At 61.5% G+C, this 16,182-nt stretch carries 12 protein-coding genes; 2 read left to right on the top strand and 10 right to left on the bottom strand.

Annotated elements, in window-relative coordinates; genetic code table 11:
• Window positions 1-509 precede the first annotated feature (509 nt).
• The 6 genes from B5V00_RS09180 to malQ all read right to left on the bottom strand — a co-directional run bounded on the left by B5V00_RS09180 (window position 510) and on the right by malQ (window position 9,184).
• Window positions 510-2,906, bottom strand: a complete 2,397-nt coding sequence (locus B5V00_RS09180) for a response regulator (RefSeq protein ID WP_085010485.1) — start codon at window positions 2,904-2,906, stop codon at window positions 510-512.
• The gene (locus B5V00_RS09175) at window positions 2,903-3,454 is read right to left on the bottom strand and encodes a TOL_0243 family YfiR-like periplasmic protein (protein WP_085010484.1); all 552 of its coding nucleotides are present in this window, start codon (window positions 3,452-3,454) and stop codon (window positions 2,903-2,905) included. Before B5V00_RS09175 ends, B5V00_RS09180 begins: the two co-directional genes overlap by 4 nt.
• Window positions 3,455-3,470: 16 nt before the next feature.
• The gene (locus tag B5V00_RS09170) at window positions 3,471-5,513 is read right to left on the bottom strand and encodes a TonB-dependent receptor plug domain-containing protein (RefSeq protein ID WP_085010483.1); all 2,043 of its coding nucleotides are present in this window, start codon (window positions 5,511-5,513) and stop codon (window positions 3,471-3,473) included.
• 402 nt (window positions 5,514-5,915) lie between these two features.
• The gene (locus B5V00_RS09165; RefSeq protein ID WP_085010482.1) at window positions 5,916-6,461 is read right to left on the bottom strand and encodes an isoprenylcysteine carboxylmethyltransferase family protein; all 546 of its coding nucleotides are present in this window, start codon (window positions 6,459-6,461) and stop codon (window positions 5,916-5,918) included.
• Between the two features lie 90 nt (window positions 6,462-6,551).
• The gene (locus B5V00_RS17300) at window positions 6,552-7,355 is read right to left on the bottom strand and encodes an OB-fold nucleic acid binding domain-containing protein (protein WP_085010481.1); all 804 of its coding nucleotides are present in this window, start codon (window positions 7,353-7,355) and stop codon (window positions 6,552-6,554) included.
• 302 nt (window positions 7,356-7,657) lie between these two features.
• Window positions 7,658-9,184 carry a 4-alpha-glucanotransferase gene (malQ, locus tag B5V00_RS09155; protein WP_342748516.1) on the bottom strand — a complete coding sequence of 509 codons (1,527 nt, stop codon included), beginning with the start codon at window positions 9,182-9,184 and terminating at the stop codon, window positions 7,658-7,660.
• Window positions 9,185-9,532: 348 nt separating this feature from the next.
• On the opposite strand from malQ, the gene B5V00_RS09150 reads away from it, so the two are divergent.
• Together B5V00_RS09150 and B5V00_RS09145 are read left to right on the top strand one after the other, a co-directional pair.
• Window positions 9,533-11,392, top strand: a complete 1,860-nt coding sequence (locus B5V00_RS09150) for a sensor histidine kinase (RefSeq protein WP_085010479.1) — start codon at window positions 9,533-9,535, stop codon at window positions 11,390-11,392.
• A gap of 115 nt (window positions 11,393-11,507) precedes the next feature.
• Window positions 11,508-13,097 carry a peptide chain release factor 3 gene (locus B5V00_RS09145; RefSeq protein WP_085010478.1) on the top strand — a complete coding sequence of 530 codons (1,590 nt, stop codon included), beginning with the start codon at window positions 11,508-11,510 and terminating at the stop codon, window positions 13,095-13,097.
• Window positions 13,098-13,544: 447 nt separating this feature from the next.
• Here B5V00_RS09145 and B5V00_RS09140 read toward each other — a convergent pair whose 3' ends face one another.
• From B5V00_RS09140 to B5V00_RS09125, 4 genes are read right to left on the bottom strand one after another with little or no spacing between them, the layout of a single operon-like run.
• Window positions 13,545-14,087 (bottom strand): 2-oxoacid:ferredoxin oxidoreductase subunit gamma family protein, encoded by a 543-nt coding sequence (locus B5V00_RS09140; RefSeq protein WP_085010477.1) that lies wholly within the window; start codon window positions 14,085-14,087, stop codon window positions 13,545-13,547.
• Window positions 14,084-14,839 carry a thiamine pyrophosphate-dependent enzyme gene (locus B5V00_RS09135; protein WP_085010541.1) on the bottom strand — a complete coding sequence of 252 codons (756 nt, stop codon included), beginning with the start codon at window positions 14,837-14,839 and terminating at the stop codon, window positions 14,084-14,086. The genes B5V00_RS09140 and B5V00_RS09135 overlap by 4 nt, the downstream gene beginning before the upstream one ends.
• Window positions 14,840-14,853: 14 nt before the next feature.
• Window positions 14,854-15,924: a 3-methyl-2-oxobutanoate dehydrogenase subunit VorB gene (locus tag B5V00_RS09130; RefSeq protein ID WP_085010476.1), complete on the bottom strand. Its 1,071-nt coding sequence runs from the start codon at window positions 15,922-15,924 to the stop codon at window positions 14,854-14,856.
• Window positions 15,921-16,181 (bottom strand): 4Fe-4S dicluster domain-containing protein, encoded by a 261-nt coding sequence (locus B5V00_RS09125; protein WP_281249682.1) that lies wholly within the window; start codon window positions 16,179-16,181, stop codon window positions 15,921-15,923. The genes B5V00_RS09130 and B5V00_RS09125 overlap by 4 nt, the downstream gene beginning before the upstream one ends.
• Window position 16,182: the final 1 nt, after the last annotated feature.

Here is a 16,182-nt window from a genome sequence, read left to right as displayed (position 1 = left end):
GAGGAGGCCGGGGACTGTCCCCGAAGCGGGACTGTCCCCCTCGAAGTTGGTCACCAGCGTCACAACCCTTCTGAGCGGCGCGTCTTTTTTTTGTCTTTTTCCCGTCCCTTGAGAAACTCCTAAAGTCTGTTTCATCCCCTGTCGATAGATAAGCATGGCCGCAAACGACAGGCCGGTGGATGTCCCGTTCCATCAGGGGGCGTCTTCGCCGGTTGTCGGCCGACATAGATCCTTGGATTTCATCTCCATTGGCGCGTCGCGTTCTCCCTCCTGACCGGCGCGTCTTTTTTTTTGCTGCGAGGGGCGGTGCTTTTCCGCCAACTCTGCGTTGCGTCCCTCTTTGCTTGTGCGACATAGCTTCCGCTATGTCTCCGCGCTCATCGGGCCGCGCCTTGATTTGACGAAAAATCCCTCGCCCTGTGCCGTCGGTGCAAGACGGGAAGGGATGGCGGTTTTGATGCCGGCGGGGGCGGTACGAGATAGGAGGGCGGCCGGTACCGGTTCTTGTTTCAGCTTTCCTGTGAATCCAGCCACTTTTCAAAGATATCGATCAGCTGCTGCTGTTTGAACGGCTTGCTGAGATAATCGTCCATCCCGGCTTCAAGACACTGTTCGGCGTCACCCTGCAGGGCCTTGGCGGTCAGGGCGATGATCGGCTGCCGATAGCCTTCGGCACGGAGGCGGCGGGTGGTTTCATACCCGTCCATCAGCGGCATCTGGCAATCCATGAAGACCATCTGGTAGTCGATGGCTTCGGTCATGGTCAGGGCGTCGCGTCCGTTCTGGGCGACATCAACCCGGCAGCCGAAAGCTTCAAGCATCATCTTGACCAGGTTCTGGGTCTGCAGGTTGTCTTCGACCAGCAGCACCCGAGCCTGGTATTGGGGTGGCGCGGTGCCGCTGGATAAGGGGGCGGGCTGTTTCACGACAAGTCTCTCCTCGGGCAGAACGGCGCTCAGGACAGCCTGCAGCTGGCTGAAGCGGACCGGTTTGCGCAACTGGGTGTTGAAGCTGGCGCCACCGGAGGCTTCGATCCGGGGCTCCTTACCGGAGACCAGGATAATTCGGGTTGCCGCCAGTTCCGGCCGCTGCTTGATGCTCTCGGCCAGGTCAAGGCCGTTCATATCCGGCAGGTCAACCGAGAGCAGCACCAGCTGAAACGGATCCCGCTCGGCGGCGTGTCGCAGTCGGGGAAGGACCTCGTTGCCGCTGTCGGCGAGTTCAACCTGGATGCCGACCAGAGTCAACTGGTCGGCCAGAGCCTGCCTGCTCGCCGGGTGTGCTTCGACCACCAGGGCACGCTGACCGGTAAAATGCCGCCGGGAAGGATGAGGACCGGGATCCTCATCAAACGGCTTTTCCAGCGGCAGGCGCAGGGTGAAGACGGTTCCTTCTCCCCTGGCGCTGCGCAGGCTGATCTCCCCTCCCATCATGCCGACCAGTTGGCGGACAATGGTCAGCCCAAGGCCAGTACCGCCGTACTGCCGGGTGTTGGAATTGTCGACCTGGATGAAGGGGTCGAAAATGATCTGTTGCTCGTTGCTGTCCATGCCGATGCCGGTGTCGGCGACCTGCAGTTTGATCCAGATCCGGTTGCCGCTGACCTTCTCGCGTTCGGCGCGCAGCACCACCTCTCCTTTGCCGGTGAATTTGATGGCATTGCCGACCAGGTTGAGGACCACCTGGCGGATGCGGCCGGCATCTCCGATCAGTTTCGTTTCGATATCGTTGTCAATCTGGCAGGCCAGGTCGAGACCCTTTTTATGGGCTTTCTCTCCGAGCAGGAAGCAGGCGTCTTCGAGGACCTGGCGGAGGTTGAAGGGGTCCTGCTTGAGGGTCATCTTGCCCGCCTCGATGCGGGAAAAATCGAGCAGTTCTTCGAGGATTTTCAAAAGTGCCTCACCGGAGGCGTTGATCGCCTCGGCCATCGATTTCTGCTGGGGGTTGAGTCCGCTGTCGGTAAGCAGTTCGTTCATGCCGAGGATGCCGACCATCGGGGTGCGGATCTCGTGACTCATGTTGGCCAGGAACTGGCTCTTGGCGCGGTTGGCCACTTCCGCTTGCTGTTTCGCCTTCTGCAGTTCAAGAATGCTTTTCTCCAGCCGTCGGTTGGTTCGGTGCAGGTCTTCGGTGCGATCCATGACCTCGTCCTCGAGGGCGTCGCGGTGGGCGGCCAGTCGCCGGTCCTGTTCTTCAATCTGGACCAGCATCCGGTTGAAACAGTCGACCAGTTCGGAGAATTCATCGTCGCTGTCGATCTCGGCCCGTCGGGTGTAGTCCCGCTGGTCGCTGATCTCTTTCATGGTGTTGACCAGTCCCAGCAGCGGGCGGGAGAGTCGTCCCTGCAGCCGGTTGGAAAGGACATAGGCAACCAGCAGGCAGACCAGCATCACCAGCAGACCGGTCAGCAGGATCCAGATGACACTGGCATTGAGAGGGGCCAGGTCGGCCTGCAGGTAAATGGTGCCGACCACCGCGTCGTCCAGTTTGACCGGCTGATAGAGTTCCAGCCGCATGCCGTTGGCGAAGGCCTGGAGATGTTGTTGATTCCGCCCGCGGCGGGTGATGATTTCCGGGACTTTGACCGGTCGTTCGTTGCGGGGATGGAAACTTGCGAACAACCTTCCCCGGTTGTCGTAAATGGCGGCTGCCAGAATCGTTGGTTCGACCTGCAGCGGAGCCAGGTTGTCCTCGGCGGCGGCGGCGTCCTGGAAAACCAGCGGGGCACTGCTGTTGACGGCCAGCATTTCGGCCAGCAACTGCAGCTTGTCAAACATCGCCTGCCGCCGTCCGAGCAGGTCCCTGGTGGTGAAGGCCGTCGCCGCCAGGGCCAGGGCGAGAGCACAGGTCAGCATGATGGTGGCGATCAGTTTGCGGCGAAACCGGCTTTTTTGTTGATCGATCATGGCTCTTGCCCCCCGGCGGAGATCACATTTCTTGCCAGTTTGAGCAGGTGGGCGCTGAGGGTGAGGCCGGCCTTGCGGCTGGCGTCGAGGTTGATGATGAAGCGGATGCGTTGATCAATTTTCAGCAGTTCGATCATGCCGCCGCGGACGGCGAATCCGGGAATGTCGCTGACGGTCAGTAATCCGGATTGCGGCAACTGTTGCAGGATCTGCCGTAGCCTGGAGGATTCAGAGGCGGCAATAAAAAGGATGTGACAGCCGCGTGCTTCGGCCAGGGTTGAAACATTCCGGATGCGGACCGGCCGGCCATGAATCCGGTAATCGCGGAAGGGCTGCAGGGCCGGTCCGAACGGATCGCGGCCCATGATGCCGACGATCAGTTCGCCCGTCTGTTGAGGAGAGTGTTGTGTCGGCCAGTTGGTGAACTTGGCGAAATTGAAGAGGAAGGCCGCCTTGACCTGGGTGGTTGTGTATTGCGCGGCCGCGCTTCCCCCGAATCCAAGGAGGAGGCAGAACAGCAGGACGATGATGGCAGGGCGGCGGCGCATGCGGGTTGTCTTCCCCTCAGAAAATCCAGGTGCCCCTGAGAAACAGGCTGCGATCTACTTCAATGGCGGTCGTATTGAGAACTTCGGAAACAAATTCCGGATGGTGCGGGTCGTTCAGATTCTGCCCGACCAGTTCCAGTTGCCATCCCGGCCGGGGCTTCCAGGCCAGTCGTGCGTCGATGCCGAGATAGCCGCTGACGTTGCTGCCGGGGAGATTGTCAACCAGCCGCAGACCGGCATCCCATTCCCAGTTGCGGGCGAAGTCGATGCTCGATCGCAGCGAGAGCTGATGATGCGGACTGTTGTCGGCCCGCTGTTTGAACCCGGTGAAGACCGCGCCCGCCTGCAGACTCTGGGTGACGTTCAGGTAGGTGTAGGAGGATTGCAGTTTCCACCAGCGGCGTGGCATCCAGTCGGCGGCGAGTTCGATTCCGTAACTGTCGGCATCAAGACGGTTGTTGCCCACCATGGGCAACAGCCAGTTGGCACCTTCGTTGACCGGCGTGCCGAGATCAACACTGGCCAGACCTTCGTAGCTGGTGTGAAAGAGCACGAGTTCCAGGTATGTGGCTGCCGCCGGTTGGCAGCGCAGACCCAGTTCGTAGGTCCAGGCGGTGGTGGAATCGAAATTGTCATTGCCGATCAGCGAGAACTGACCCAGCGCCGGCGCCGGCAGGCCGTTCAGTGGTGGCGGCAGCAGGGTGACCGGAACGACATTCTGCCGCAGGTCGATGCCGGTTTCGGCGCGGCTCGGGGTTCGAACCGAGCGGGAAATGGCACCCCAGATGGTATAGAAGGGACGCGGGGTCCAGAGCAGACGCAGGGTCGGCTGGATCTCGAAGCCGCTGTAGTCGTTGTGCTCGATCTGGGTGCCGGCAATCAGCCTGAGGTGGTCGGGGATCAGTTCGATCTGGTCATTGATGAAGGCGGTGAACAGGTCGTTTTTTTCGTCCTGCGGGGTGAAGCTGATGACCGGTCCCTTCTTGGTGCGGTCCCAGATATGACGGTAGCCCAGACCCCAGCCGACAAGCTGTCTCTCGGTCGGCGCGAAACGATGTTGAAAATCGATGTCGAAGGTCTGCTGATCCTGGCCGCTGGCGATATCCCAGTTGCGGGCCTTGTCGTAGAAAACCTGCAGCGAGAGGTCCGAGGTCGCGGAAAAGATTTCTTTCCAACGGCCGAGCAGGTTGCCGCCGAAGATGTCGGTATCATCGGTCAGGGACGTCGAGAAGGGCGGTGCCAGGGTCGCCAGGGTGAAGGTTTCCCCCACGCTTCCACGGTAGATATCTCCCTGCAGGGTCAGATGTCTCCTCCCCGCCTGCTCACGGTCAAAACGAAAGCCGCCGCGCAGGGTGCGCCAGTCGTCTGAATTGTCGTTCCCCCCGGCGTCGCTGCCGGAAGCACGTTCAAAACCTTTGGCGTAGACGCGCAGATCGGCGTTCTCGTTCAGTGCGACTCCCTGGCGGGCTTCGACGATGACGCGGTCCTCGTTGCCGAGGGTCAGGCTGAGCAGGCTTCCCCGGGTCGCGGCGGCGGACTTGGTGATGATGTTGATGACACCGTTGACCGCGTTGGCACCCCAGATGGCCGCACCGGGACCGCGAATGACTTCGATGCGTTCGATATCTTCCAGCACGGTGTCCTGGGCATCCCAGTAGACACCGGAAAAAATACGGTTGTAGAGTGTTCGGCCATCCTGCATGACCAGCAGCTTGTTGGCGAAACGGTCATTCAGCCCACGGGCCGAAACCGCCCAGACACTGCTGTTGATGCGGGCCACCTGGATTCCCGGGACCATCCTCAGGATTTCCGGCAGAGACGTCGCTCCCGAGCGGCGGATGTCCTCCTGGCTGATGACATAGATTGCCGCGGCGGTGTCATAGATGCCCTGCGGCCGGCGGGCGGCCGAGGTGACTTCGACGTTGAGCAGTTCTTCGAGGTTGAGGCTGGTGAGGTCGGGGGGATCGGCAGCTCGCGCCGGGATGTCTGCCAGCGCGGCCAGCAGCATACAGAACAGCAGGATTCTGTGCCGGCGACGAGGTGGCCTGCAGTCAGTCATGGAACCTCCCTGGAACAGCAACGCCGGCCTGCGGTCCGGCTGGAGACAACAGGCCTGTCATACGCATGGGGAATATGGAAGACGGTTCTCCGAACCTGCCGGAGTATGTTGCCCCTTCGGGTTGAGGCTGACACTGTCAGGGTGGGATCCCCTCCCGTTCAGGGCCTTGCGCCCGTCATAAAATGTCCCGTGTCAGACAAAATGGATGACGTCGAAAAAACTCATCAGCAGCTGCGTTGCTGCGCTTGTCTCGCTGCTTCGACGTACGTAAGTACACCTCATTGCTCGATAAACGCGCACCTTGCTGCTGGCGGGTTTTTTGCTTGGCCAACACCATTTCTGCTTTCTTGCGAAAGCATCAAAATTGCAATTATCTCATTCTAGGAGGGTTGCCTGGTTAAGTCAATTGGCACGTGAATGAGTGTCGAAGTCGGCCCCTTTCCCCAATGCTTCCTCTTCCAGGGCAATGCGCCGTCGCAGGGTCACCAGCAGCAGGGGGATGAACAGCAGCAGGGTGGTCGGAGTACGCAGCAGCAGGGGGATGATGGCGAATTCGAGGGTCATGGCGAGATAGTTGGGATGGCGCATCCAGCGGTAGGGTCCGGTCCGAATTCGACGCGTTCCGGGAATGACGACAATGCGGGTGTTCCAGAAGTCGCCGAGCGACCAGATCGCCCAGTAGCGCAGCAGCTGAACCAGCCCGTAGCCGGCCAGCAGACTCCAGGTCAACAGATCTCCCGGCACCGTGAAGGGGTAGGCTTCGATCGCTAACAGCAGGAGAAAACCAAGGTGGAGGGCCACCATCCCGCGGTAGCTGCGGGGGGCGTGTTCACGGCCGCCGCGAGCCAGCAGACGGCGACGGTTGCGGGCGCAGAGCAACAGTTCGGCGCCCCGCTGGGCGAGCAGCAGCAGGTAGAACCAGCTCAGGTTGAGAAGACCGTTTCCCATGACGAGAGTCTACCCCGAATCAGTGCTGACGACAAAGCCCCCGGAGTTCGCTCCGGGGGCTTTGTATCGGGTCATTTTTCAGGGTTTCGACTATTCGACGACAACCTTGGCGTCCTCGATGATGACCGAGTACTTGTAGCCGTAGCCGAAATCCTTGTCGGTCACCAGTTTGCCGGTGACGACAACGGTATCGCCGACCTTGGCGGTGTCGGCACTGGTGACGGTCAGGTCATTGGTGCCCTCGGCACCGGTTCCATCCTGCAGGTGCAGCCAGTTCTTGCCCATGATGTTGGCATTGTACTTGACCACTTTGCCGCGAACGGTGATCGGTTTGCCGGCCAGGGATTCGGTGTCGGCGAAAAGCTCGGCGATCGTTTTGCCGCCTTCCGGCGGTTTGATGCCGGAGAAGTCAACATCAGCCGGTGCCGCCGAGGTGACATCGGGATGTTTCTGCTGAGCGGCGGCCGGCGCGGCGGCCGGAGTTTCGCTGAGGGGCTGGTCGGCACCGCCGACCATGATCGCGTCGACAAAATAGACAACCGGAAAATCGCGGTCGAGGGTTTTACTGTGGTAGTTTTTCATCGCCATGCCCTTGGGAACCACCACCGCGTCGCCGACCTTGGCACTGAATTTGGGAGCCGCCGCCCAGATTTTTTCACTGCCGGTGTCAACCTGGACATAGGTATAGCCCGCGGCATCCATGGTTTCCAGCACCTTGCCGGTCCATCCGGCCTGCTGGGGGGCAGCGGCAGGTTCCGCGGCAGGCGCCGTTGCCGGGGTTTCCGCGGCAGGTTTGGCGGCACTCTGTTCAGGGGCGGGGGTTTCGTTTTTACAACCGGTTGTCAGCAGCAGGGCGACAGTTCCGGCAAGAAGCAACATCAGGTGTTTGTTCACAATCAAACCTCCAGTTTTTGGGTTTCCCGGGGGTTCCCGGGCGAAATCGATTCGACACCGCCTGGCAATGTAGCACAGGCGGTGTCTGCCAGACAAGAAGATCCCAAATCCACCGGCAATTTCGGGATTCGGCTGTCGTTACGGCTGAATCTGCTTCGTTGCCGTCACCGCATCGGTGTTCAACGTAGCTCGGCTATGTTTGTGCCCGAAGCGGCGCGGCGCCTCGCATCTTCACCCGTCCCACCACTCTCGGTCCGCAAAACAGCCGGTGGATTTGGGAAGATCCAGTTTTTATGGGCGGTTCACGTGCCGGTTCGCCGGCAGCGCCGACATTCTTCCCGCAGCCAGTCCGCCAGTTCAACAGTCAGGACATTTTCCGCCATGCGCCAGGTCCAGTTCCCGTCCGGCCGACCTGGACGGTTCATGCGATCGTCGGCCGGCAGCCCGAGCAGATCCTGAAGCGGGATGACGGCCAGCCGCGCGGGGCTTTGCAGGGCGCTGCGGATCAGGTCCTGGGGCATCTGTCGGCAGGGTTCACCAAGAAGATCCCGTACCCTTCGGCGGGCTGTCCGGTCGAGTTCCCGCCACCAGCCGAGGGTGGTGTTGTTGTCATGGGTTCCGGTGTAGACCACGGCGTTGGCGGGGTGGTTGCGGGGCAGGTAGGGGTTGTCATCGTCCGAATCAAAGGCGAACTGAAGGATTTTCATGCCCGGAAGTTGCCAGCGGTCACGCAGGGCCGCAACCTCCGGGGTGATGACGCCGAGATCCTCGGCGACCAGCGGCAGAGGCCCGAGATCCTGCCGCAGAGCTTCGAACAGGCGATCCCCGGGACCGGGTTGCCAGCTGCCGGCGAGCGCGGTTGAGGCGTCGGCGGGGATGCCCCAGCAGGCGGAAAAACCACGAAAATGATCAATCCGCAGCAGGTCGAACAGCTCCAGGTTGCGAGCCATGCGCTGTCGCCACCAGGCATAATCCTGCTCGGCCAGTTTTTCCCAGTTGAAGAGCGGGTTGCCCCAGCGTTGTCCGGTTCGACTGAAATAATCGGGAGGGACTCCGGCGACCAGCGGCGGGTTGCCGTGGGCATCCAGGTGGAAAAACTGGCGATGTCCCCAGGTGTCACTGGAATCCTGGGCAACAAAAATCGGCATGTCGCCGAAGATGCTGACGCCGCGGCTGTTGGCGTAGTTTTTCAGCCCCTGCCATTGTTCGAAGAAAACAAACTGCTGATAGTAGTGTTGTCGAATCCGGGCGCGCAGCCTGTGTCGCCATTTGTCGAGAGTGGACTCGTCCCGATCTCGCAGCTCCGACGGCCAACTGTTCCAGCATTGTCGGTCAAATTGTTCACGCAGAACCCGGAACAGGGCGTAATCATCCAGCCAGAAGGCCTGCCTGCGGCAGAAATCTTCAAATTGCCGCCGCCGTTCCGTCGTGGCGAAGCGGAAGAAGGTGTCTTCGGCTTTTTCGAGTAACGGCCGGCGGCAGTTTTCGGCCCAGCTGAAATCGGTTCGTTCCCCCTTTTTTCGCCAGGGGTCGAGATCGGCCGGTTCCAGGTCGCCGACGGCTGCCAGCAGTTCCGGAGAGATCAGCAGCGGATTGCCGGCAAAAGCCGAGAGGGCGCTGTAGGGTGAGTCGCCGTAGCCGGTTGGGCCGAGCGGCAGGGTCTGCCAGTAACTCTGCCCGGCCCGGACGAGAAAATCGACAAATTGCCGGGCGGCAGGACCCATATCGCCGATGCCGAAGGGGCCGGCGAGGGAAGACGGGTGGAGCAGCAGGCCGCTGGCGCGCTGTGTCAGCATGGAGACTCCAGGGGAAAAATAAAATATCCGAATCGTCAGTATCCTGAATCAGTGAATTCATTGCCGGCGAACAGCACAAGTCCAAATCCACCATGAACCCACTGGTTCAGGAGTATGCCATAAATTGCCCGGTTGCAAAGTCCCTTTCCAGCTGTCAGGATAGTTCATGTGAGTTATCCCTGAATCAGTGGCCCCTTGTCGGTGGCCGGCACAAGTCATTGCTCTGCCTGAGCTTCCCCAAAATCATCAGCGAACCTATGGGGGCGCTTCAGATTTTTGGAAATCTCATTCAGACCAAGCACTTGCACTCTCCATCCAACAGGGACTCACTGATTCAGGTTGTCATTTTGTGGGCATGGGATCGCCTGCGGGAGAGGGGTTATGCTGCGTATCACCTTTTTGCGTAACATGCTGCTGTTGTCACTGGTCCTGGTGACGGTCCTGCCGCTCTACGATCTCTTCTATATCTATCCGACCTACCGCAACCTGCTCACCCAGGAGACCGAGGATGATGCGGTGCGGTTCGTCAACTACCTGGTTCGTACCCTGAAGCTGGAAGACCTCAGCCTCAACCGGGAGCAGATTGCCCCGACCTTTACCCGTGAGGCGCGCCTGCTGATGCAGGATTCCCTGCTGGTCAAGCTGCGGGTCTTCTCGCCGCGGGGAGAGATTATTTTTTCCACTGTCCCCGGGGAAATCGGCACCATCAACAGCAGCCCCTATTTTCACCAGATCGTTGCCCGCGGCCGGGTCTATTCCAAGGTCGTCAGCCGAGACCGGGAAACCGCTGAAGGCAAGCATCTGCCGGTGGACGTGGTTGAAACCTATGTTCCGGTGATGAACAGCAGAGGGTTCGGGGGGGCGCTGGAAGTCTATTACAATGTCACCCGGAACCAGCAGCGTATCGATCAGTTGACCCGGCGTTCAACCCTGTTGTTGCTGGGGCTCTGCGGCGGCATGCTGCTGGTTGTTCTGTTGCTGCTTTACAAGGCGAAAAAATTCTGGCTGCAGCGGGAACAGGCCGAAATCGATCTGCAGTCGAACAACGAGGCCCTGGAAGAACGGATACAGAAACGGACCGGGCAGCTGTTGCTGGCCAACCAGCAGCTGACCGCCGAGATCGCCGAACGGACCCTCGCCCAGGCCGCCCTCAAGGCCGCGCTGGCCGAGACCGAAGCCGGCCGGGAGAAGATCAACGGCATCCTCAATTCGGTTGCCGACGGGCTGCTGGTTGTCGATCAGCAGCAACGGGTGGTGCTGATGAACGCGGCCGCGGAAACTGCTCTGGGCATCTCTTTTTCCGCTGTTGCCGAGCGTCCGCTCGCAGAAGCCCTGGCGGGGTCGGGGCTTGAACAATTGTTCCAGGAGGCTCTGGCGGATCCGGATCAACCGGGGCATTTCGACTTCAGCAGGGAGACCGGCAACCCTGACCGGCCGGAACGTGTCTACCAGGGCCGCTGTTCCCCGCTGTTGAGCCAGGCCGGTGAGATCAGCGGGCAGATCGTGCTGATGCAGGATGTCTCCCGTGAGCGCGCTCTCGACCGGATGAAAAGTGAATTTCTGGCCATGGCCGCCCATGAACTGCATACGCCCATCACCACCATCATGGGTTACACCGAACTGCTGGTCACGCATCCGCTGGAGGAATTTCAGCCGGAACAGCGTCGGGAATTCGTCAACTATATCTACGACAAGGCCCAGGCCCTGGCGCGGATGGTCGATGATCTGCTCGACGTCAGCCGTATCGAGGCCGGGCAGATGCTGTCGCTGAAAAAAGAAACATTCGCCCTGTCCGCCGCCCTTGACCAGGTTCGCCGGACAACCCGACTCTCCGGCAGTCATAAGCTGCGGCTGGATGTCGTACCGGACGACATTGAACTTCATGCCGACCGGCTCAGGTTCGAGCAGCTGATGGCCAACCTGCTCGGCAACGCGGTCAAGTATTCGCCCGACGGTGGTGAAATCACCATCATCGCCCGGCTGGTCGACGATAACCTGCAGGTGACCGTCAGCGACCAGGGCATCGGCATGAGTGAAGAACAGGCGATCCATGTTTTCGAACGGTTTTACCGTGCCGATACCTCGACCACCGCGGTTGCCGGAACCGGCCTCGGGATGAGTGTGGCGAAGATCATCGTCGATGCCCATGGCGGCCATATCTGGCTCGAAAGCGAAGAGGGGGTCGGCACCCGGGTCTCTTTCACCCTGCCGGTTGTGCCCACGGAGAGGGGCGGGGATTGACCCTGGTCCCCGTTCCGGGCTAGAATCCAGCTTTCCTCGGGCCGTTTTCGGCCCGGTTTTTTTTGTCATTCGGCGCGGCGCGGCCGCTCCGGCAGTTGAACCCAAGGATTGACTCGTGAGCAAACGACTCCAGGAAGAAATCGCCCGGCGGCGGACCTTCGGCATCATCAGCCACCCGGATGCCGGCAAGACCACCCTGACCGAGAAACTGCTGCTGTTCGGCGGCGCCATCAATCTCGCCGGTGCGGTCAAGGCGCGCAAGGCCGCCCGCCACGCCACCAGCGACTGGATGAAGATGGAGCAGGAGCGCGGTATTTCGGTGACCACCTCGGTGATGAAGTTCAATCACCGCGACTTCGAGATCAACCTGCTCGACACCCCGGGCCACCAGGACTTTTCCGAGGATACCTACCGGGTGCTGACCGCCGTCGATGCGGCGCTGATGGTGATCGACTCGGCCAAGGGGGTTGAGGCGCAGACCGAGAAGCTGATGGAGATCTGCCGGATGCGCAACACCCCGGTAATCACCTTCATCAACAAGCTTGACCGCGAGGGGATGGATCCCCTTGACCTGCTGGCCGACATCGAGGAGAAACTGCAGATCGAATGCGCGCCGCTGGCCTGGCCGATCGGTATGGGCAAGCGCTTCAAGGGGGTCTACAGCCTCTACCGCAAGCAGCTCAACCTGTTCACCCCCGGCGCCGAGACCCGCAATCAGGAGCTGATCACCATCGAGGATCTGGCCGATGCCCGGCTCGACGAGCTGCTCGGCGACCAGGCCATTGAGTTGCGCGGGGATGTCGAGCTGCTCGAGGGGGCGGCCAACCCCTTCGACCTCGAGGATTTTCTCAAGGCCAGCCAGACCCCGGTCTTTTTCGGCAGCGCGGTCAACAACTTCGGGGTGCGGGAACTGCTCGACGCCTTTGTCGAACTGGCCCCGGCGCCGGGGCCGCGGATGACCGAGACCCGCGAGGTGCGCCCGGACGAGGAGCAGTTCTCCGGCTTCGTCTTCAAGATCCAGGCGAACATGGACCCGGCGCACCGCGACCGGATTGCCTTTCTGCGCATCTGCTCCGGCAAGTTCGAGCGGGGGATGAAGGTCCGTCACCACCGCATCGGCAAGGAAGTGGCGCTGAACAACGCCATCATCTTCATGGCCCAGGACCGTGCCCACATCGAGGAGGCTTATCCGGGCGATATCATCGGCCTGCACAACCACGGCACCATCAAGGTCGGCGACACGTTCAGCAGCAAGGAGCCGCTCAAGTTCACCGGCATTCCCAGCTTCGCCCCGGAGCATTTCCGCCGGGTGCGGCTGAAGAACCCCCTCAAGGTCAAGCAGCTCGACAAGGGGCTGACCCAGCTCGCCGAGGAGGGGGCGGTGCAGGTCTTCCGGCCGCTGCTCGGTGCCGACTGGATTCTCGGCGCGGTCGGGGTGCTGCAGTTCGACGTCACCATGGAACGACTGAAGAACGAGTACGGGGTCGACGCCGTCTACGAGGGGATCGACTTCGCCACCGCCCGCTGGATCGACTGCGAGGACGCGAAGAAACTGGAGGAATTCCAGAAGAAGAACCAGGCCAACCTCGCCCTTGACGCCGAGGGCAACCTAGCCTACCTGGCCTCGAGCGAGTGGCGGCTGGGGTATGTGCAGGAGCAATGGCCGGAGATCGTCTTCCACAAGACGAGGGAGCAGGGCGGCTGATGGCGAGGTCGGCCGATATCCGCACATCTGCTGCGTTGCTCCCGCGCTTCGTCATTCCGACGTAGCTGTCGCTACGCCTCATTCCTCAGTGCGTGAGACGCCTTGCATCTGCACGAATCTCGACCGCCTTCAACGGGTGTGAGGGCGGCCGATACACGCCCGTCTGCTGCGTTCGCTCAGCCTTCAATCCTCGATGTAGCTGCCGCTACACCTGCGGTTTCAGTCTTCGCGCGCCTTGCATACGGGCACGTCTCAACCGCCCTGAACCTGTCTGCCAAAATAGAGAAACGGCCATCTCCTTGAACCTGGAGATGGCCGTTATTTTTTCAGTTATGAATTTCTCCAGCCTTGGCGTCTCTGCGTCTCAAGTGAGCGCCAGCGAACGGGCGCGAGAACGATTTTGCCTTTCTTGGTGCCCTTGGTGTCTTGGTGGCCCCAAAGATTTTCTTATTGTTTTACCAGCGCCGCACCACGCTTGATCGCCTCGATGTTCATCGGAATGAAGCGGTGATTGCGCTCCGGCAGGGCCTGTTCCAGGGCCTTCTCCAGGCTGGCGGCGTCGACCGCGCCGGTGGCGGTGACGTAGGCGCCGAGGGAGACCATGTTGAGCAGGCGGTCGCCGCCGGTTTCCCGGGCGATTTCGGTCAGCGGGGCCGAAACCAGGTTGATATCATCGCGTGGATTGGCGGGCAGATCGATCAGGGAACTGTTGAGCAGGCAGAATCCGCCGGGGCGGACCTTCTCCAGGTACTTGTCGCAGGAAAGCTGGTTGAGGATGATCGCCGCGCCCGGTCGGCCGATCACCGGCGAGCCGACCTCCTGGTCAGAAATCACGATCGTGCAGGTCGCCGCTCCGCCCCGTTTCTCCACCCCGTAGGAAGGATAGTAGGAGACATTCTTTCCTTCGAAGATAGCCGCCCGTGCCAGCAGGTCGCCCATCATCAGCACCCCCTGGCCGCCGAAGCCGGCCATGAAAACATCGTAAGTCATTGGTTGCCCTCCTGGCTCTGGGTATCCTTGAAAATCCCGAGCGGGAAGCAGGGGATCATTTCCTCGGCGACCCGGGCGTTGGCCCGTCGCGGGTCCATCCCCCAGTTGGTCGGGCAGGTCGACAGAATCTCGACGAAGGCGAATCTGCCCTCGTCACGCTGCAGGCGGAATGCTTTTTCAATCGCCTTGTCGGCCTGGCGGACATGCTGCGGGCTGTCGACCGCCACCCGGGTCGAATAGGCGACTCCGTCCAGCTGAGCGAGCAGCTCGGCCATGCGGATCGGGTGACCGTCCCGTTCGGCGCTGCGGCCGCCCGGGGAGGTGGCCGATTCCTGGCCGAGCAGGGTGGTCGGGGCCATCTGGCCGCCGGTCATGCCGTAGGTGGTGTTGTTGACGAACAGTACGCTGAAGGCTTCGCCGCGGTTGGCGGCATGGATGATCTCGCTGGTGCCGATCGCCGCCAGGTCGCCGTCCCCCTGGTAGGTGAAGACAAATTTGTCGCTTTGCACCCGCTTGGCGCCGGTGGCGACGGCCGGGGCGCGGCCATGTGGTGACTCGATGACATCGACATCCAGGTAGGCATAGAGAAAGACGCTGCAGCCGACCGAGGCGACGCCGATGGTCTGCTGCTGCAGCCCGAGGCGGTCGAGGTTCTGGGCGACCAGGCGGTGAATAAGGCCGTGATGGCAGCCGGGGCAGAAGTGGCTCGGGACATCTTTCAGAGATTGCGGACGTTCGAAAACGGTTTGCATGGTCATGGTCGGCCTCAATAACTTTCTCGGATCTGCTCGTACAGTTCTTCGGGGGTCGGCAGTGAGCCGGTTCCCGGTGGACGGCCGTAGAAATGGACTTCACGCCGGCCGTTGACCGCCAGGCGCACATCCTCGACCATCTGCCCGGTATTCAGTTCGATGCAGAGGAAGCGGCGCGCCGTTTCCGCCAGCCGGGCAAGGTGCTGTTCGGGGAAGGGGAAGAGGGTGATCGGTCGCAGCATGCCGACCTTGAGCCCCGCCTCCCGGGCCATCCGCACCGCGGTTTTGGCGATCCGCGCTGCCGCGCCGAAGGCAACCAGGACCAGTTCGGCGTCCTCCAGGGCGACCTCCTCGGCCATCACCTCGTTGGCCCGCAGGGCTTGGGCCTTGGCCTGCAGGTGCCGGTTGTGGGCTTCAAGTTCGCCGTCGCCGAGAAACAGTGATTTGACGATGCGTTGCTCCTCGCGTCCGCCCTTGCCGGTGACGATCCAGTCCTTGGCCGGCAGCTCGACTTCAGGGCGGGGGCGCAGTTCGATCGCCTCTTTCATCTGGCCGACCAGGGAGTCGCCGAGCAGCATGGCCGGCATCCGGTAGCGGTCGGAGAGATCGAAGGCGTGCATGGTCAGGTCGTACATTTCCTGCACAGAATGGGGGGCCAGGACGATCATCCGGTAGTCGCCGTGACCGCCGCCCTTGACCGCCTGGAAATAATCGGCCTGGGAGGCGTCGATGCCGCCGAGCCCGGGGCCGGAACGGGAGATGTTGACGATCAGCCCGGGCAGCTCACTGCCCGCCAGGTAGGAGATTCCCTCCTGCTTGAGTGAGATGCCGGGGCTGGAGGACGAGGTCATCGCCCGGGCGCCGCAGGCGCTGGCGCCGAGCAGCATATTGATCGAGGCGACCTCGCTTTCGGCCTGCAGGAACTGGCCGCCGTGCTTCGGCAGTTCGCTGGACATCAGGGCCGGGATTTCGCTCTGTGGCGTGATCGGGTAGCCGAAATAGTAGCGGCAGCCGGCCTCGATAGCGCCGTAGCAGACCGCTTCGTTGCCTTTCAGGAAGACGCGTGCTGGTGTCGATTGACTCATTTCTCCTTCACCTCTCTGGCGACGCGGATGGCCACGTCCGGACAGACCTGGGCGCAGAGCGCGCAGCTGACGCAGGCTTCAAGGTTTTCCGGGCTGATGGTGGCCGGTGTGAAGCCGAGGCGGTTGATCTCTTCGCACAGCGCGAGCAGCCCCTTCGGGCAGGCATCGACGCAGAGGCCGCAGCCCTTGCAGTAGGTTTCATCGATCGTCAGTTTCTTCATGCCTGTTCCTTGTCGCCGCGCGCGTGGCGGGCGGATG

The organism is Geothermobacter hydrogeniphilus, assembly GCF_002093115.1.
In the GTDB taxonomy this organism is placed as follows: Bacteria; Desulfobacterota; Desulfuromonadia; order Desulfuromonadales; family Geothermobacteraceae; genus Geothermobacter_A; species Geothermobacter_A hydrogeniphilus.
This window is presented reverse-complemented; position numbering and strand designations above follow the sequence as displayed.